This is a genomic window from Methylocucumis oryzae, from assembly GCF_000963695.1.
Taxonomy (GTDB): domain Bacteria; phylum Pseudomonadota; class Gammaproteobacteria; order Methylococcales; family Methylomonadaceae; genus Methylovulum; species Methylovulum oryzae.
Genome location: NZ_LAJX01000063.1, coordinates 1 through 17,955 on the forward strand (window position 1 = coordinate 1; position 17,955 = coordinate 17,955).

The window sequence follows — 17,955 nt, forward strand, 5'->3', positions numbered from 1 at the left end:
GCCGGTATATGGTCAAAGTGCTCTAAGTTTTTTTTTAAAAAATAAACCCATTTATCAAAGTGTGTGCTTAACTCATGCTCTTGCAGGGTAAAGAGCGGCATTTGCAAAAACTTAAAATGCAATTTATCAAAAAAGACATCGCCGTCTTGGTCTCTTAAACAAACATCGCGTAAAAATTTGCGTTTTTTCTTCTTCTTCGTCATAGCGAAAATCTAAAATGGCGACAAAATAAATCGGTAATAACGCAAAATTCCATTCGCCTTTTTTTACCTTGGTCTCTGATAGGAAAGGTCGAATAAAACAACGCGCGATCTTTAAAATATTTCACTTTGGCTTTTTGCATTTCAACAATAAAGCGCTCGCCCTTAGCGGTTTGGCAGTAAATATCAAATATAGCTTTACGCTGTTTCGCTGTATTTGCCAAGCGTTCGGGGTTTTTAAAGCTTAACCCAGCAATTTGATGATGTTTAGGCAATAATTGATTAAGAAAATCAATGAGCAGCTCTTTGCTCGCTTCTTCGCCGAAGAGCTTTTTAAAACCGAAATCAGTGTAGGGGTTAAGGTATTTTTTAGGCATAAAGTTAAAGCTCGCTAAAACTATCCTGTCAATGTGCTGGTTTTCACCTGCGCCTTCACCGCCGACACCGACGTCGCATCTGACCAATCCAATTCGGCGAGTTGTTTGTAATAATGATAACGATGCGTCACGTCTTGTTGCGCTTGTTTTAAAAACGCTTCAGCGGCATCAGGGTGTGATTGCCATAACATACTAAAACGCGTTTTCCGTCATGACAAAATCGCGATAAGGAATAGACGGTTCTGCCGAATCTAAGTGCATGGGGTTTTTGCCTTGTTTTAATTTGTTAGGGTCAAAGCGGAACAACGGCCAATGGCCACTTTTCACGGCAAGATTTTGTTGCCTATGGTTATTCGACAGATCAACACCATGAGCGATACAAGGCGAATAAGCAATAATCAACGAAGGGCCGTCATGGGCTTCGGCTTCTAAAAACGCGTTTAAGGTTTGAATGTCTTTACCCGCATAAGCCACATGCGCGACATAAACATTGGGATAATCCATCGCTAATAACGCTAAATCTTTTTTTTGCCGTGGCCTTACCTGCTGCAGAAAACTTAGCAACGGCCCCTAAAGGTGTGGATTTAGAGGTTTGACCACCGGTATTGGAATAGACTTCTGTATCTAACACTAAGATGTTGACGTTGCGACCACTGGCTAAAACATGGTCTAAACCGCCATAACCGATGTCATACGCCCAACCATCACCGCCTATAATCCAAACGCTGTGCTTGCATAAGGTGTCGGCGATGTCTAACAATGCGTGGGCTTTACGGTCAGACAAGCCAGACAAATATTGTTTTAATTCGGCAACGCGTTGGCGTTGTTCATAAATACCGGCTTCATCGGATTGGTCGGCGTTTTAACAACGCGCTTACTAAATCGGGGGGAAGCTGGTTTGCTAATGCCGCTAGTAATTCGTGTGCATAACTGGTTTGCTTATCAATAGCCACGCGTATGCCTAAGCCAAATTCGGCATTGTCTTCAAACAATGAATTATTCCACGCCGGCCCTCGTCCCTGGTCATTTTTGGTCCACGGCGTTGTTGGTAAATTGCCGCCATAAATAGACGAACAACCTGTGGCATTAGCCACGACCATACGGTCACCAAATAATTGCGATGCGAGTTTAATATAAGGCGTTTCGCCACAGCCTACGCAAGCGCCGGAAAATTCAAATAAAGGCTGCATGACCATAGAGCCTTTAATCGTGTTAGGTTTTAATAAGCGCCGGTCATATTCAGGCAAACTCAAAAAGAACTCCCAATTCTCGCGCTCAGCGCTTAACAACGCGGTTTGCTCTTGCATATTTAACGCTTTACGACTGACATTAGACTTATCACGAATCGGGCAAATATCGACGCATAAGGTACAACCGGTGCAGTCTTCTGGCGCGACTTGATAACTCATCGCGAGTCCGTCAGGAAAATCTTTGCCTAACATCGCCATGTGTTTAAATGTGGGCGGTGCTTGTTCTAATGCCTGGTTAGGAAAAATCTTGCTACGAATCACGCCATGCGGACAGACCATTACGCATTTACCGCATTGTGTACATAAATCAGTTTCCCAAACCGGTATTTGCAAGGCTAAATTGCGTTTTTCATATTGTGCCGTGCCGGTAGGAAACGTACCATCAATAGGCATCGCGCTTACCGGTAAACAATCGCCGTAACCTTGGATGATTTTAGCGGTAACGGCTTTGACAAATTCAGGCGCAGACTCAGGGATACGCGACACGATGGGCGCAATGGTTATCGCGTCGGATTGTTTAGGGTAATCGATTAAATGCAAATTGGCTAAGGTTGCATCAATCGCTTGGAAGTTTAACTCGACAATACGTTGACCTTTTTTACCATAGGTTTTTTCTACCGCATGTTTAATGGCTGCAATAGCGTCGTCTTTAGGCAACACGCCAGAAATGGCAAAGAAACAAGTTTGCATAATCGTGTTAATACGTTTACCCATACCACAGGCTTGCGCCACTTGATAACCGTCTATCGCATAAAAACGCAAACGCTTAGCTTGAATTTGCTGTTGTGTCGCTGGCGGTAACGAAGCCCAAACCTGGTCAGGGGCTTCTGGCGTATTTAATAAAAACACCGCTTGCTCAGCAGCGTTTATTAACATGTCGTAACGCTCTAAGAAAATACGTTGATGGCAGCCGATAAACTGCGCATCGTTATCGGCGATTAAATAAGTCGAGCGTATCGGTTTAGGGCCAAAGCGTAAATGTGACACAGTGACGGCACCGGATTTTTTCGAGTCATAAACGAAATAGCCTTGTGCAAATAACTCGGTTTCTTCGCCAATGATTTTAATGGTATTTTTATTAGCGCCTACCGTGCCATCGCTACCTAAGCCATAAAACATGGCTTGAAACATCCCATCATGCGCATCGGTGCGATACGCGTTATCCCAGGCTAAGCTGGTATGGGTCACATCATCGACAATGCCAACCGTAAAATGATTTTTCGGCTTGAGTTGGTTTAATTCATCAAATACCGCTTTAATCATGCCGGGGGTGAATTCTTTCGACGATAAGCCATAACGACCACCGACAACGACAGGCATAGCCCCGAAACGAGAAAAATCTTGTGCTAAGGCGGTGACGATATCTTTATACAACGGCTCACCATCAGCGCCTGGCTCTTTAGTTCTATCGAGTACAGCAATTTTTTTAACGCTAATAGGTAAGGACGTTAATAATTGTTCGACAGCAAAGGGGCGGAATAAACGCACTTTTAACACACCTACCGCTTCACCTTGTCGGGTCAAATAATCAACCACCTCATGCACGGCTTCAGCTCCCGAACCCATTAACACAATGACGCGTTCTGCGTTATCAGCACCGACATAATCAAATAAATGATAGTGACGTCCGGTTAACTCAGCAAAACGCAGCATCGTGTTGGCGACAATATCGGGCATGGCTTGATAAAACGGATTAGCCGCTTCCCGCGCTTGGAAAAATACATCAGGGTTTTGTGCCGTGCCACGCAGTACCGGATTCATCGGTGATAACCGGCGTTGTTTATGCGCGTTAATCGCTGACTCGGGCAACATGGCCTGTAACAGCTCAGGCGCTAATAGCTCAATTTTAGCGATTTCGTGCGAGGTTCTAAAACCATCGAAAAAATGCAAGATAGGAATGCGGCTTTCTAGCGTGGCTACTTGGGCAATTAACGCAAAATCTAACACTTCTTGCGGCGAGTTTGCGCATAACATCGCGAATCCCGTCGTTCTTGCCGCCATCACATCGCTATGGTCCCCGAAAATCGATAACGCTTGGCTAGCAACCGAACGCGCCGCGATATGAAACACGGTTGGAGTTAACTCGCCAGCGATTTTAAACATATTCGGCAGCATTAATAACAAGCCTTGCGAAGCGGTAAAACGTTGTCGCCAAAGCTCCAGCCTGCAACGCGCCATGAATGGCACCCGCCGCGCCGGCTTCGCTTTGCAGCTCAATCACGGTAGGCACGCTACCCCATAAATTCGTCACGCCAGCCGCTGACCAATCATCAGACCATTCACCCATCGGCGACGCAGGTGTAATAGGATAAATTGCAATGACTTCATTAAGCTGATGAGCAATAGTCGCCGCTGCTTGATTGCCATCAATAGTTGCGCTAGACCTGTTCGACATAAACACCTCGTTAAGCAAGTGATTGTGAAAATTTATTTTATTCTTGTTATAGGCCAACATTTTTGAGCTGGCTCAATCTTACTCTTAATTAAATGGGATGAGCACGATTCTTTGGTAGCCATGGAAACCGAGTGGCAATGCGCCAGATGCCTGGTAAGGGATGTCAGTACAACGTTTCAAAGGCATTTAACCGATTGTTGGGATTAATTTTATTCATCTATTTCCTTTAAAAATTGACGGGCAAGGTTTTCACTATACCAGCGTCCTTTTTGTATCATTTCATCTAACAATGGCTTTACTTGGCTGATTAAGAGCTTTTGCTTAGCAATGGCTAATACGGTTAGCGTGCCGATGCAGTAGAGTTTCTGTGATTGAGCTATCTTATAGCCCATGCGCTCATCAATAAGCAGTATGTCTGCCGCCATTTCCTTGGCTAAAAAGATGGCTTCTGCTTCACCTTGATCTAGTTCATTTAATAAAAACCCTAAATACGCATTGCCTTGAATAGCCAGGACTTCAAAATACGGCTTATCTATTTCCTGATAACCATAGGATTTTTTATGCTTTATCTCGTTATAAACGGCTTGTGGAATATAAATGGTATTAAATAATTCAGGCAATAAAGACAATCGCCCTATTGAGGCTAACGAAATAATGGGCGTCGTGTTGCTAACGACTTTCATGGCTTATTTTCCAGCAAACTTAAGGTTTTCCCTATGTTAGTGACCATTTCATTGACTAAATCTGTTTCATAATCAAAAACAGCCTCATTTTCAAATTGCAATTTTTGGATAAAATCCAAGCGGTCATAGCCAGCTAATTCTGCCGCTTTTCCCAAGCTCAGTTTTTGTTTTCGATATAGCATTAAGGCATGATGAAACAACATGGATTTGATAAATTCCCCTTGCTGTTCCTTTAGCGTAATTAAAAAATCGTCGGCTATGTCAATGGTTAAGTGCATGGTAATTTCTGAGCTCCTAAATTGTATGGCTGTAGGATGTTAATTTTTAATGAACTTTTCTAATTCTGAAATTAAGTTACAAAATATTCGGCACGATGCTGCCGTCTGAAACTCATGGTAAATAAGACTTACAGAGAGGCCAGTTAATGGTTAACACTAGTTAACTAACACCACCCCGGACTCTGCTGCTGTAGCGCTAATAATTCGGCCTGAGCTTAAGTTCTTTACTCGTAACAACTGTCCCTTATGGGCGTCGCTTAGCGCTTCGCCGGTCATCGTAATCGCAAAATTGGGATTAGCACTTTTAATCATCACTCTATCGCCTTTTTTAATGATTATAGCTGGGCTAAGCATGTTCAGTGTCAGCATGGTTCCGGCGATGAGCGTTTTATTGGTTTGCTTATCGCGTAATGGGGTAAAGTCGGTAAAGTAATTTTCCCTGAATCTTGATACCTCACGGCGCTCAACCGTCACTAATTCCTCTGTCAGCGTGGTGCCGCGCGAGACGGGTTGGGTTAATACCAACACATTGGCAAATATTTTCAGTACAGCGGATAAAAACACAGACCAGCGGTGTTCGCCTTCGCATTGTATGCCTACAGATAGGCGTCCGGGTTTTATCGGTTTGTTGACTAGAAACGCGTTTAGCGGTTTAGGGCAGCGGGGGAACTGTAATTGTTGGTCTAAGGGAATCATTTCCAGTTCGTAGTCAATGCCTAGCGCGAGTCCACTTACAATAACCGCTTCGGCCTTTTGGTATATCGATTCATGACTTTGGTAGTCAGCCGTAGCCCAGCAAGACAGCGCAATACAATATGTGAAAACAGCAAAACAAAATTTAGTCATGATAAAACCCCAACAATGTTAGGCGTAGTTTAAAGCCACACGCGCTAACCACCTAATGGCAAAATCTTGCCAAGTTATTGAACCAGCCAATTTTTTGACGGTTGGTATTTTTCTGCTGTATGTATAACCCTTTGAAAAACAAGTACTATTGTTTGTCGCGGCGGAATTAATTTAGGCATAGATTGTGCTTATTACCGAATAACCAATCAATAATTGTTTAAAGGGGAGGTTTCTAATGGCGATTAGTTTCGATAAAGCCTTGGGCATACACCCAACCGCGTTAAGTCTTAGAGAAAAGCGTAGCGAAGTGTTAGCGGCTAATATGGCTAATGCGGATACACCTGGTTTTAAAGCCAGGGATTTAGAGTTTTCATCCATTTTAAAACGTACAGCACCTGCGCAAGTGGTGATGGATAGAACCAGTGTCGGACATATTCCATCGGAGCGTCAATTATTAGGCGCTGAATTATTATTTCGCAATCCACAACAACCTTCATTAGATGGTAATACCGTCGAAGAGCATATTGAACATGCGAAATATTCCCAAAATGCCGTGCAATATGAGGCCAGCTTGCAATTTGTCGGTGCTAAATTTCAAGGGTTAATGAGCGCAATCAAAGGACAATAATATGTCATCGTTAAATATTTTCGGAATTGCCGGTAGCGGCATGAATGCAGAAAACCTCAGGCTTAATTTAGTTTCCAGCAACGTGGCTAACGCGAATGCGGTGAGTAGCAGTGAAGGTGATGTATACAAGTCCAGGCAACCGGTGTTTGCGGCACAGCTTAAAAGTGTACTCGATAAGCGCCAGCCGGGTAGTGAAGTTAGAGTATTAGGCGTGATTGAAAGCGATGCGCCGCCAATTATGCAATATGAGCCTAATCATCCTATGGCCGATGCTAACGGGTTTATTTACAAACCGAATGTTAACACCATAGAAGAAATGGCTAACATGATGTCAGCATCGCGCTCTTATCAAAACAATGTCGAAGTGTTAGATACGGCTAAGCAGTTGATATTACAGACACTTAAACTAGGTTCGTAAGGAGGCGTAGCATGAGCAGTGTATCCGGGTTAAATGGTTTAGGAATTAGCAGTACGCAGGACTCATCGTCTAGCAATAAATCAACGACGATAGATCAGCAAGCGTTTTTAAAATTATTAACCACGCAAATGACGCATCAAGACCCGACCAGCCCTATGAAAAACAGTGAGTTAACTTCGCAGTTGGCCGAAATATCGACGGCATCTGGGGTCGGTGATTTAAAACAGTCTATGCAAAATTTAGGCGATTCATTAAGTTCTAACCAAGCCTTGCAAGCGGCTAGCTTAGTCGGGCGCAATGTTACGGTAGCCTCTGATGTAGGTTTGTTAGCGGCGGGTGGCGAGATTAACGGTAGTTTTAATTTGTCATCAAGCTCAGATGTCGTGACGCTAACGATTAGCGACCCTGACACCGGTGATGTGATTCGTAAAATAGAGTTAGGCCAAAAAGAGGCTGGGACGGTAGGTTTTTCTTGGGATGGCAAAAACGATGCCGGTACATTGGTAAGCCCTGGGCTTTATAAAGTACAAGCCGAAGCCTTGATTGGCGGTGTTAACACCGCATTCCAGCCCGAAATTGAGACTAAAGTTGAAAGCGTTTCGTTAAGCAGTTCGGGTAATGCGATACAAGTGAGCTTGGCAGGCTTAGGCTCGATGAGCGTCAATAAAATTAAACAAATTTTATAACAGGACGGTGTGATATGAGTTTCTCAACAGCATTAAGTGGTTTAAATGCCGCTGCTAATAATTTATCGGTAACCGGTAATAACATTGCTAATGCCAATACCGTGGGCTTTAAAGAATCACGCTCAGAGTTCATGGATTTATACGCTAACAATATGGTGGGACTTAGCAAAATCCAACCAGGTACAGGTGTCAGAGTCGCGGCGGTTGCGCAGCAATTCGGTCAAGGCACGATGCAAGCGACGGAAAATAATTTAGATTTAGCGATTAGCGGCGAAGGCTTCTTTACTTTAGCTAACGATACCAATAACTTAAATTCGGTGCTGTATACCCGCGCCGGGCAATTTAAGCTTAATGCGGACGGTACAATTGTTAATAACCAAGGTCAAGCCTTACTAGCGTATGCACCGAATGGCACTAAGGTTGAAGATGGTTTTAGTCAAGGCGTGTTAACCACAGTAAATTTAAATACCAGTGCGGGCTTACCAAATGCGACGACCGAGGTTGATTTAAGCGTTAATCTCAAAGCGAGTAGTATCACACCTACTGAAACCTTTGACCCATTAGTGCCGAACTCGTATAACAACCAAACGTCTGTCACGGTATATGATTCGTTAGGTGTGGCGCATAAATTAACGACGTATTTTGTTGCCGGGGCTAGTACGGCAGATGGTCGTGATTGGTCGGCGTATCATTATATTACCGATAATCCAGCGGCACCGGTATCGGTCGATGCAGGCAATACACCTGCCACATTAACGTTTGATTCTACTGGAAAGTTAACCTCGCCTAGTGACGGTTTAGTCAGTTTAGCGGCTTACACACCCGGCAATGCAGCAGCTGATTTGACCATGACGCTGAATTATTCAGGCACGACGCAACTAGCATCGGCTTTTAGTGTTAACAAGTTAAAGCAAGATGGTTTGGCGGCAGGGGAATTAAGCGGTTTATCGGTGGATTCATCGGGTGTAATTTTTGCTAAATACACGAATGGTGGTGCGACGCCTTTAGGTCAAATTGCGCTGGCGCGCTTTACCAATAACCAAGGCTTAGCCAAATTAGGTGATACCAACTGGGGGCAAAGTATTGATTCAGGCCCAGCGGTTAGCGGCGTGGCCGGTACGGGCAGCTTTGGCAAAATAGCGGCAGGTACGTTAGAACAGTCTAATGTCGATATATCAACGGAACTCGTTAATTTAATTATTGCGCAACAAGCGTATCAAGCGAATTCACAGACCATTTCTACCGAAAACTCGATAGTACAAAACTTGCTAAATAATTTGTAACAGACATAACAAAGGGTTAACGCCATGGACAGAAGCCTCTATATCGCGATGAGCGGTGCCAAGCAAACGCTTATGGCACAAACGGCCAACGCCAATAATTTGGCGAATGCGCAAACCACAGGGTTTAAATCTGATTGGGAACAATTTCGTAGTATGCCTGTGTTTGGTCCAGGTTTTCCAACCAGAGCGTATGCGCTAACCGAGCGCCCCGGCACGGATTTTACCCAAGGCCCGTTACAAACCACCGGGCGTGACTTAGATATTGCGATTAAAGGCGAAGGCTATTTAGCGGTGCAAGGCCCAGACGGTAAAGAGGCTTATACCCGGGCAGGTGATTTACAAATTACCCCCGAAGGTTTTTTAAAAACAGGAACAGGTTTATCCGTCATAGGCCAAGGTGGCCCTATTTCGATACCACCGGCCCAAAAGGTGGAAATAGGCTCAGATGGTACGATTAGTATTGTGCCGTTAGGTGCGAATCCTACCAATATCGCGGTGATTGATAGGCTCAAATTGGTAAAACCAGCCGCGAATAATATTGAAAAATTAAAAGACGGCTTAGTGCATGTTAAAGATGGTCAAGCGCAAGTCGCGAACGCTAATGTCACCGTCGCACAAGGCGTCTTAGAAGGCAGTAATGTTAATTCGATTTATGCCTTAGTTGAGATGATTGATTTACAAAGACATTTTGAATTACAAACCAAAGTAATGAGTAATGTCGATGAAAACTCAGCCAGAAGTACCAAACTCATGCAGATTGCTTAGCACATGCAATACTGGGGGTTCTTATTGCTCCCACGCTCCGGCGTGGAAGCAATAACAGGACGCTCTGCGTCCCGATACGAGCCGCAGGAGCGGCTGTAAGGCATTGCCACGCAGAGCGAGCGTGGGAACGATTTTAACGTGCGAAGTAAAAAGTTTAGTGTGGGAATAACTTAATCCCGCTACCGTCAATAATTAGGAGAATAACATGACAGAACGAGCCTTATGGGTTGCTAAAACCGGCTTAGATGCTCAACAAACGCGGATGGCGGTGATTTCTAATAACTTAGCCAACGTAAATACCACAGGGTTTAAAAAGTCCAGACCCTTATTTGAAGATTTGTTGTATCAAAAATGTTCGTCAAGTCGGCGCGCAATCCTCACAAAACAATGTGTTACCGTCAGGTTTGCAATTAGGCACAGGCGTTAAAACCGTTGCAACAGAGAAAATTCATAGCCAAGGCAATATTCAACAAACCGAAAATGCCTTAGACATAGCGATTAATGGCCGTGGCTTTTTACAAATCTTAATGCCTAATGGTGATATTAATTACACCCGTGACGGTTCTTTGAAAATTGATTCTACCGGACAGTTAGTGACGTCTAGTGGCTTAGTGCTAGAGCCTGCGATTACGGTTCCGCAAGATGCGTTAAGCATTACGATTGGCCGAGATGGCACGGTTTCTGTATTGCAACCAGGTAATGCGACCCCGGTGCAAGTAGGACAATTACAAACCGCAAATTTTATTAATCCTACAGGCTTAGAGCCGGTCGGTGAAAATCTCTATCGTGAATCGGTTGCTAGTGGCGCGCCAATTATTGGTACGCCGGGTGAAAATGAATACGGGCCGATTTTGCAAGGTGCGTTAGAAACATCTAACGTCAATGTTGTTGAAGAACTGGTTAACATGATTGAAACCCAGCGCGCTTACGAGATGAATTCTAAAGCGATTTCAACAACCGATGAAATGTTGGGCTTTGTTACGCAGCAACTTTAATGATTAACGGAGCTTAGCCATGAATAGCAAAACTGTAAGAATGCTCGCGTTATGCCTATTGCCTATTGCTTGCGGTGAATTACCGCCTAAACGCGACCCAGCTTATGCACCCGTTGCTCCGATAGATTTAAGAGTACCCGTGTCTAATAACGGTTCGATTTATCAAGCAGGCTACGATATGCGTTTATTTGAAAACCAATCGGCGCTAAGAGTTGGCGATATTTTGACTGTGAGATTGCAAGAACGTACGCAAGCGCAAAAAACCGCCGATTTAAATGCAATCAAAGATACCAGCATCACTGCCGATGCGCCTGTATTATTGGGAATGGGCATGAGTGCCATGTTGTCGGGCAAAGGCATGGAAACTAATTTACAAACCCAACATGAGTTCATAGGCCAAGGCGATTCTTCGCAATCGAATAGTTTAACGGGCAATATTGCCGTCACTGTGGTTGAACAGTTACCGAATGGTAATCTCAGAGTGCGTGGTGAAAAAGTTGTTAACTTAAACCAAGGTGATGAATATATCCGCTTATCTGGCATTGTCAGACCGATTGATATTGATGCAGGTAATATCGTGTCATCTGACAAATTAGCCGATGCGACCATTATTTATACCGGTGCTGGCTCTATGGCGGACGCCAGCAAAATGGGCTGGTTAGGGCGTATTTTGACCAGTCCGTTTTTTCCGTTTTAGCAGGAGCGTGTCATGTTAACTAAAAACACGGTGCTTAGCGCGTTACTTGCACTGGGGCTTATGGGGGTGGCAACGACCAGCCCAGCCGAGCGCATTAAAGACATTGCGACATTACAAGGGATGCGCAGCAATCAGCTTATTGGTTACGGTTTAGTGGTGGGTTTAAACAGTTCGGGTGATAAGACTAAATTTACTGGGCAAACCTTGGTGAATATGTTGACGCGTTTAGGCGTGCGTTTACCGCCTGATTTAGACCCTAAAGCTAAAAATATTGCTGCCGTGTCTGTTGTCGCCGATTTGCCACCGTTTGCCAAGCCGGGTCAAAAAATTGACGTCACTGTGTCATCGATTGGTGATTCTAAAAGCCTACGCGGTGGCGTCTTATTATTAAGTCCGTTAAAAGGTGCCGATGGTCAAGTCTATGCGATGGCACAAGGCAATTTAGTTGTCAGCGGCGTGAGTGCTAGTGGACAAAGCGGCTCTAGTATTACCGTGAATAATCCAAGCGTAGGCCGAATTAATGGCGGTGCGACGGTAGAGCGTAGTGTCGGCAATGCGGCTTTTGCCACCAGCAAAGAACTGATTCTCGATTTAGCAACGCCGGATTTTACGACGGCTAACCGGGTTGTCGAGGCGATTAACCGTGAGTTAGGTGCGAATACCGCTAAAGCGATAGATGCAACTTCTATAAGCGTAAGGTCGCCGATAAATCCAGCACAAAAAGTGATGTTCGCGTCTATGGTGGAAAATATCAATGTAGAGCCCGACGACGCGTCAGCGCGTATTATTATCAATTCGCGTACCGGCACCGTTGTTATTAATGGCAAAGTCACCGTGCAACCGGCAGCCGTATCACATGGTAACTTATCCGTTACCATTAGCGAGCGCCCGCAAGTATCACAACCCGGCCCTTTCGCTAAAGGCCAAACCGCAGTCACGCCTAAATCTGATGTGACGATAGAAGAAGAAAAAAACCAAATGTTTTTATTCAATCCCGGTGTGTCATTAAACGAGATTGTGCAGTCGGTTAATAATGTCGGCGCTGGCCCTAGTGATTTAATGGCTATTTTAGAAGCGTTAAAAGCTGCCGGTGCGATACGCGCTGAATTAATCATTATATAAGCGGGATAGTCAGGAGGCGGTTATGTTATCCAGTCATTACGCCGATGTTTATACTGATTTTAATGGTATTGCGAAACTAAAACAGGAGGCGACCAAAAACTCGCCAGAAGCGCTTAAAGAAGCCGCTAAGCAGTTTGAAGCGTTATTTTTAGGCAATATTCTAAAAAACATGCGCTCGGCAAAGCTCGCTGATGGCTTAATGGACAGTAGCCAAACCCAGTTTTTTCATGAAATGTATGACCAACAACTCGCTGTGCATATTGCGGGTAAATCTGATTTGGGTCTTGCGGAACTCATTGTTAAGCAATTAAAACCTGAACAAGAGTCTATGACAAAACAAACGCTGCAAGATTATTTAGCACAGCCAGTAACCGCATTAAAACCAAGCGGCGTTAAGCTCAGAGCCTTATCAACCTCGGCGCCTCTATCCGATGAAATGACCGCGATAGGCTTTGCGGAAGCCAATGATAGCGTGCCAACGCATAGTTTTATTAGGGAGTTACAACCTTATGCCGAACAAGCCGCGCGCGAATTAGGCGTAGCTCCTAAAGCGTTATTAGCTCAAGCCGCGTTGGAAACGGGTTGGGGTAAATCGTGTTTAAGGCAGCGTGATGGCAGTAATACTTATAACTTATTCAATATTAAAGCGGATAAGTCATGGACGGGTAAACAGACCAAAGTCGCTGCGCTGGAATTTGATCAAGGCGTGGCGAAAAAAGTAAATTCAGGGTTTCGTTCTTACGCATCTTATCAAGAAAGTTTTCAAGATTACGTTAAGTTTATTAAATCAAATCCACGTTATCATGATGCATTGCAACATGCGGGAAATCCGGCACGGTATATGCATGAGCTACAGCAAGCCGGTTATGCGACGGATCCACGTTACGCCGAAAAAGTCATGCAGATATTTCATAGTGACTTATTTGCCGTAGCAGATAACTCGTCTACCGTCGATTAGTATCTTAATGGTGTGATATAACTCGTTAAGATAATTCAATAAAACGGTTACCCTTCTTATGACGGGACGGTTTTAGCTCTTATGGTCACATCGTCATTCCGGCATGGATTGCCGGAATCCAGGCGCCATGGATGGCAAAGGCGTCAAGTACATCCATGTTCCCTGGATCTCGGCAATCCATGCCGAGATGGCTTTGTTCTTATTGGGTTATCCCGGCTTAAAACAGGTAGCCCATAACACGCAGTTAAGCAGGTTATCATGGCAAGCATATTAGGCACAGCATTATCGGGATTAAGCGCCTCGCAAGTGGCGCTGGATACGATTAGCCATAATATTGCTAACGTAAACACCGAAAATTACAGCCGCCAAAGCGTGTTATTAGACACGCGCGCGGCACAATACACCGGTAGCGGCTATGTGGGTCAAGGTGTTGACATAGCGGCGATTTCTCGTAATTACGACCAATTTATCAATCAGCATTTAACCTTAACGACTTCTGCTTACAATGAAGCCGATACGCTATATACCCTATCAGCACAAGTCGATTCATTGTTATCTGGCGATTCAACCAGTTTGTCACCGACCTTAACATCGTTTTTTTCAGCAGTTAACGAAGTCGCTGACGACCCTACGTCATTACCGGTTAGGCAGGTTATGCTGACGGAAGGCAAATTTTTGACGCAGCAGTTTAATTCAATGGTCAGACAATTTTCTGAGTTACGCGACCAAAACAATAATCAAATTGATGCGAATCTAGCGCAAGTCAATGCCTATGCCCAAAGTATTGCCGAAATTAACGCTAAACTCGTTCAAGCTAATGACGGAGCGACCGCTAATGACTTATTAGATCAGCGTGATAATTTAGTAGCTAAAATTGCCGAAAAAGTCAGTGTGTCTTCGATTGTGCAAAAAGACGGCAGCCTCAGTGTTTTTATTGGCAGCGGTCAATCGCTAGTTTTAGGCAATAAAGCGGCGACGCTAAGCTTAGCCAGCTCAAATACCGATGTTGCTCATAAAAATATCTTATTAGACGGTCAAGACGTGACTAAGCAAATTACCGGCGGCGATTTAGCTGGACAGCTACGTTTTAGAGATGAAATATTAGACCCAGCCCAACAGCAAATCGGCTTATTAGCGGCGGGCGCGGCGGTGACGTTTAATGCACTGCATAGTGGTGGTTATGATTTAAAAGGTGCTACCGGTGCGAATTTTTTTAATATCGCAGCGCCCGCAGTCGTTAACGAAAACACATCTCAAGCGACGATTACGACTAGCTATAGTGCTCAAACTATCGGGCAGCTTAGCGCTAGCGACTATCGCTTAAACTATGATGGTAGCAACTTTCAACTGACGCGCTTAAGTGATAATACGACCACCAGCTATTCTGGCGCTGTACCGTTAACCATTAACGGGCCTGGGTTTGATATAACAATAAGCGGTACGCTTGCCGCCAATGATAGCTTTTTAATCCGGCCTACTTATAACGCTGCCGGGCAGATTGACACGGCGTTAAGCGATCCTAATACCATTGCCGCTTCGGCAAGCGCAGACACCGTACCCGGTGATAATACGGTTGCCCTAAAGCTGGCTGCGCTAGAGCATCAAGAAATACTGTTAGCCGGCAAAGCGACGTTTAATGAAGTCAATGGACAGTTAGTTTCAAAAGTTGGTACCTTAACCAGCTCGGCAAAAGTCAATAGTTCGGCACAAGAAGCCATTTTTAATCAAGCTAAGCAAACCCGCGAGAATTTATCCGGTGTTAATTTAGATGAAGAAGCAGCGAATTTGATTCGCTTTCAACAATCTTACCAAGCAGCCGCACAAGCGATTAACACGGCTAGCACGATTTTTGACACGTTACTTGGCGTATTAGGTTAGTTTTATGCGAATTTCAACGGCATGGTCACAGCAAATTGGCGTCAACACCATGTTGACGCAACAAAGCAAACTGAGTTTAACGCAAATGCAGTTATCATCAGGTAAACGTATTCTTACGGCAGCCGATGACCCTGCCGGTGCGTCTAGGGCAATTGATTTAAACAAAAGTTTGGCAGATAACGAGCAATTTCAAAGCAATATCAACTCAGCACAGCAACGCTTAGAAATGGAAGATGGCTTGCTGCAAAATGCCACCGACGTGATGTATAGAATTAAGGAATTAGCGATACAAGGCTTAAACGATACTAACTCGCCCAATGACAGAATCACCATTGCTAATGAAATGGATTTGTTAAACGGTGAATTATTGAGCTTAGCGAACACTAAAAACGCCAATGGCGAATATGTGTTTTCAGGATTTAAAACCGATACCCCAGCCTTTAGCAAAGATGCTAGCAATAATGGCGTGTATGTCTATAACGGCGACACCAATACGCGCTCAATTCAAATTGGTTTAGAGCGGCAAGTAACCGATGGAGACCCTGGCATTAATGTGTTTGGTACGCCAACGACTTCTGGCACACTGCCTGAAGCGGGTGCCATGACCAATGTATTTGAAGCAATTGAGCAATTCACCAATGATTTACGCGCCGATGCGCCTAACACCAATTCGCTAGATGACTTTGACGCGTCATTAGAACGTATTATTACCGCGCAATCATCAGTCGGTGTGCGTTTAAAAGCCTTAGACAGCCAAAATAACTTAAACCAAGATTTAAAGATTAGTTTAAAGTCAGTGTTGTCAAACACCCAAGATTTAGACTACTCCGAAGCTATTGCCCGCTTAAAACGCGCAAGATTTATCGCTAAAAGCCGCACAACAAGCTTATGCACAAGTGAGTCAGTTATCGTTGTTGAATTACTTGTAAGCTATAGTGGTAACTTCTCATTACCCACAGGTAAATGCCAAAATGAAAGTCCGTGCTTGAGACAGGTCTTCTTTAAACTGGCAAACGTATCTCGACACTTTCGTCCTGCGTCACTGCGTGCAAAGCAAACGGGGTCAGGTTTAGAGCAATACAATCAAGAAATAGGTCGAGTTAAACAAGAAGCTGCATTTAATGCTGTACCGCAAACGCGTAATCCTGACGCTGTTGGCGTATTAAGCGAATGGTTCGAGCAAGAAAGCTTAGGTACGCCAGCATTTGAAGTCAGTGGTGATGCACTCGCAGGGATAGGCACGCCAGAATCTACCCAAGAAATTATCGATTGGGCGCAAGACGCACCCGATGAAGGCGCACGTAACTTAGAGAGCTGGTTATCTGATGTTGATGACGGCAAAGTGAAAGAAGCCTTAATAGACACCTTAGGAAACATTAAGTCTTTTGAAAGCACACAGGTTAGCGCGGTGGTTCATAAACACACGAAACTACCTGATGCCAATGACCAAACCGCTTTTTCTACCTCTTCAATGTTATCCAGCGAAGTGAAGGCGCCTTAACGGCTTAAACCTGACCAAAACAGGCTGAGGGTTGAGGGTACTGAATGAGGGCGAAAACGGCAGATACCGTTAAATATCAACCCAATTTAGAAGAGAATCTAGTAGCCACGATTTATTTTAACAGCTAGAATGCAGCAACTTTTTTTTGTGAATGGGGCTGGTGATGAGTGTACAGAGTTGCATAATGGAATGGAGAAGGAACTTTTTTTCGAAGAACAACATTTGTTAAGACAATTGGAACTATGAAGCATAATTGCTTTTTACTGCCAATAATCATTTTCACAGCATTTTTCACCAGCACAGCCAAAGCGGTTGAATATCACTGGGAGTATGGTGGTGGTCCCTGGCACTATTTTTCAAGTTATGATGAAGCTTGTAGCTATCACCTCGAATTGCTACAAAAACTAGCACAATCGCCTTTAAATATACAATACGGCATATACACTAACGTAACTTTGCTTGCCGGAAGAGCTACGCAATTCGACTTTCAGGGTTGCCCTAAATTTTGGGAATGCCGTTACAGACGTGACATATACTTTCCTAGTGGTCAAATAACAACTAACTATCCTCTCCAAGCTTTTGGACGTTCAGGTGATGAATGCGTTACACCAAAGACCTTCAAAGTAGCATATGGAAGCTGTGCTTCACCGACTGATGATACCAAAAACCCACCTGGAGGCTCATGCTCCACCACCAGCAATCACAACGGCTCAAGTGCAAGTAACCAAGGCAACATCATTGGTGGTTCATCCGTTGGCAATCCCATCAACTTCATTACAGGAAATAAATTATTAGATGAAACCGATATACCCGCCATAGGCGACTCGCCGCTACAGTTTAGACGACATTACAACAGCCTCAAAAACTATCAATATCAAAGTGGTTTCGGCTCAATAGGCCGCTCGCGCGATCCCATGGGACTACACTGGTGGCATAATTACCATAAAGGCCTGACAGTAAAAAGCAGCACCGTGCAATATACCCGAGAAAACGGA

General features: G+C 44.3%; 16 protein-coding genes and 2 pseudogenes. 12 read left to right on the forward strand and 6 right to left on the reverse strand.

Going from position 1 to position 17,955, the window contains the following annotated elements:
• The 6 genes and pseudogenes from VZ94_RS30375 to flgA form a co-directional block, all read right to left on the reverse strand.
• A partial coding sequence (locus VZ94_RS30375) for a PD-(D/E)XK nuclease family transposase (RefSeq protein ID WP_275575161.1) occupies nucleotides 1-203 on the reverse strand: 203 nt, incomplete at its 3' end.
• On the reverse strand, nucleotides 200-577 hold the full coding sequence (locus VZ94_RS07065; protein ID WP_275575162.1) for an Rpn family recombination-promoting nuclease/putative transposase: 378 nt from the start codon (nucleotides 575-577) through the stop codon (nucleotides 200-202). The genes VZ94_RS07065 and VZ94_RS30375, both read right to left, overlap by 4 nt.
• Before the next feature lie 20 nt (nucleotides 578-597).
• Nucleotides 598-4,222, reverse strand: a pseudogene (gene nifJ / locus VZ94_RS07070) (pyruvate:ferredoxin (flavodoxin) oxidoreductase).
• A 209-nt stretch (nucleotides 4,223-4,431) separates the two neighbouring features.
• Nucleotides 4,432-4,905 (reverse strand): PIN domain-containing protein, encoded by a 474-nt coding sequence (locus tag VZ94_RS07075; protein ID WP_045778694.1) that lies wholly within the window; start codon nucleotides 4,903-4,905, stop codon nucleotides 4,432-4,434.
• Entirely contained in the window at nucleotides 4,902-5,183 is a 282-nt protein-coding gene (locus tag VZ94_RS07080; protein ID WP_045778695.1) for a UPF0175 family protein, read from the reverse strand. Before VZ94_RS07080 ends, VZ94_RS07075 begins: the two co-directional genes overlap by 4 nt.
• Before the next feature lie 156 nt (nucleotides 5,184-5,339).
• Nucleotides 5,340-6,029 carry a flagellar basal body P-ring formation chaperone FlgA gene (gene flgA, locus VZ94_RS07085; protein ID WP_045778696.1) on the reverse strand — a complete coding sequence of 230 codons (690 nt, stop codon included), beginning with the start codon at nucleotides 6,027-6,029 and terminating at the stop codon, nucleotides 5,340-5,342.
• 235 nt (nucleotides 6,030-6,264) lie between these two features.
• Here flgA and flgB point away from each other — a divergent pair, with 235 nt between their 5' ends.
• The 12 genes and pseudogenes from flgB to VZ94_RS07150 form a co-directional block, all read left to right on the forward strand.
• The gene (gene flgB / locus VZ94_RS07090; protein ID WP_045778697.1) at nucleotides 6,265-6,657 is read left to right on the forward strand and encodes a flagellar basal body rod protein FlgB; all 393 of its coding nucleotides are present in this window, start codon (nucleotides 6,265-6,267) and stop codon (nucleotides 6,655-6,657) included.
• Nucleotide 6,658: 1 nt separating this feature from the next.
• Nucleotides 6,659-7,075, forward strand: coding sequence for a flagellar basal body rod protein FlgC (gene flgC / locus VZ94_RS07095; RefSeq protein ID WP_045778698.1), 417 nt, complete (start codon nucleotides 6,659-6,661; stop codon nucleotides 7,073-7,075).
• Nucleotides 7,076-7,086: 11 nt separating this feature from the next.
• Nucleotides 7,087-7,761 carry a flagellar hook assembly protein FlgD gene (locus VZ94_RS07100; protein WP_045778699.1) on the forward strand — a complete coding sequence of 225 codons (675 nt, stop codon included), beginning with the start codon at nucleotides 7,087-7,089 and terminating at the stop codon, nucleotides 7,759-7,761.
• A gap of 14 nt (nucleotides 7,762-7,775) precedes the next feature.
• Entirely contained in the window at nucleotides 7,776-9,044 is a 1,269-nt protein-coding gene (flgE, locus tag VZ94_RS07105) for a flagellar hook protein FlgE (RefSeq protein WP_045778700.1), read from the forward strand.
• Between the two features lie 24 nt (nucleotides 9,045-9,068).
• A complete protein-coding gene (flgF, locus tag VZ94_RS07110; RefSeq protein ID WP_045778701.1) occupies nucleotides 9,069-9,809 on the forward strand; it encodes a flagellar basal-body rod protein FlgF in 741 nt (246 codons plus the stop codon).
• 205 nt (nucleotides 9,810-10,014) lie between these two features.
• A pseudogene (gene flgG, locus VZ94_RS07115) lies at nucleotides 10,015-10,804 on the forward strand (flagellar basal-body rod protein FlgG).
• 19 nt (nucleotides 10,805-10,823) lie between these two features.
• Entirely contained in the window at nucleotides 10,824-11,501 is a 678-nt protein-coding gene (locus VZ94_RS07120; protein ID WP_052700296.1) for a flagellar basal body L-ring protein FlgH, read from the forward strand.
• Between the two features lie 12 nt (nucleotides 11,502-11,513).
• Nucleotides 11,514-12,623 carry a flagellar basal body P-ring protein FlgI gene (locus VZ94_RS07125; protein ID WP_045778703.1) on the forward strand — a complete coding sequence of 370 codons (1,110 nt, stop codon included), beginning with the start codon at nucleotides 11,514-11,516 and terminating at the stop codon, nucleotides 12,621-12,623.
• A 22-nt stretch (nucleotides 12,624-12,645) separates the two neighbouring features.
• Entirely contained in the window at nucleotides 12,646-13,581 is a 936-nt protein-coding gene (gene flgJ, locus VZ94_RS07130; RefSeq protein ID WP_045778704.1) for a flagellar assembly peptidoglycan hydrolase FlgJ, read from the forward strand.
• Between the two features lie 258 nt (nucleotides 13,582-13,839).
• Nucleotides 13,840-15,459, forward strand: coding sequence for a flagellar hook-associated protein FlgK (gene flgK / locus VZ94_RS07135; protein ID WP_045778705.1), 1,620 nt, complete (start codon nucleotides 13,840-13,842; stop codon nucleotides 15,457-15,459).
• A gap of 4 nt (nucleotides 15,460-15,463) precedes the next feature.
• Nucleotides 15,464-16,960 carry a flagellar hook-associated protein FlgL gene (gene flgL / locus VZ94_RS28310; protein WP_239649714.1) on the forward strand — a complete coding sequence of 499 codons (1,497 nt, stop codon included), beginning with the start codon at nucleotides 15,464-15,466 and terminating at the stop codon, nucleotides 16,958-16,960.
• A 242-nt stretch (nucleotides 16,961-17,202) separates the two neighbouring features.
• Nucleotides 17,203-17,955: DUF6531 domain-containing protein (locus VZ94_RS07150; protein WP_045778707.1), on the forward strand; the 753-nt coding region annotated here is incomplete at its 3' end.

What these genes read in the sequence shown, in the direction of transcription:
- VZ94_RS07080 (WP_045778695.1), bottom strand. Translation starts at nt 5,183, where the DNA reads ATGCACTTAACCATTGACATAGCCGACGATTTTTTAATTACGCTAAAG.
- VZ94_RS07065 (WP_275575162.1), bottom strand. Translation starts at nt 577, where the DNA reads ATGCCTAAAAAATACCTTAACCCCTACACTGATTTCGGTTTTAAAAAG.
- VZ94_RS07100 (WP_045778699.1), top strand. Translation starts at nt 7,087, where the DNA reads ATGAGCAGTGTATCCGGGTTAAATGGTTTAGGAATTAGCAGTACGCAG.
- flgL (WP_239649714.1), top strand. Translation starts at nt 15,464, where the DNA reads ATGCGAATTTCAACGGCATGGTCACAGCAAATTGGCGTCAACACCATG.
- flgF (WP_045778701.1), top strand. Translation starts at nt 9,069, where the DNA reads ATGGACAGAAGCCTCTATATCGCGATGAGCGGTGCCAAGCAAACGCTT.
- VZ94_RS07125 (WP_045778703.1), top strand. Translation starts at nt 11,514, where the DNA reads ATGTTAACTAAAAACACGGTGCTTAGCGCGTTACTTGCACTGGGGCTT.
- flgB (WP_045778697.1), top strand. Translation starts at nt 6,265, where the DNA reads ATGGCGATTAGTTTCGATAAAGCCTTGGGCATACACCCAACCGCGTTA.
- VZ94_RS07120 (WP_052700296.1), top strand. Translation starts at nt 10,824, where the DNA reads ATGAATAGCAAAACTGTAAGAATGCTCGCGTTATGCCTATTGCCTATT.
- flgC (WP_045778698.1), top strand. Translation starts at nt 6,659, where the DNA reads ATGTCATCGTTAAATATTTTCGGAATTGCCGGTAGCGGCATGAATGCA.
- flgA (WP_045778696.1), bottom strand. Translation starts at nt 6,029, where the DNA reads ATGACTAAATTTTGTTTTGCTGTTTTCACATATTGTATTGCGCTGTCT.
- VZ94_RS07075 (WP_045778694.1), bottom strand. Translation starts at nt 4,905, where the DNA reads ATGAAAGTCGTTAGCAACACGACGCCCATTATTTCGTTAGCCTCAATA.
- flgK (WP_045778705.1), top strand. Translation starts at nt 13,840, where the DNA reads ATGGCAAGCATATTAGGCACAGCATTATCGGGATTAAGCGCCTCGCAA.
- flgE (WP_045778700.1), top strand. Translation starts at nt 7,776, where the DNA reads ATGAGTTTCTCAACAGCATTAAGTGGTTTAAATGCCGCTGCTAATAAT.
- flgJ (WP_045778704.1), top strand. Translation starts at nt 12,646, where the DNA reads ATGTTATCCAGTCATTACGCCGATGTTTATACTGATTTTAATGGTATT.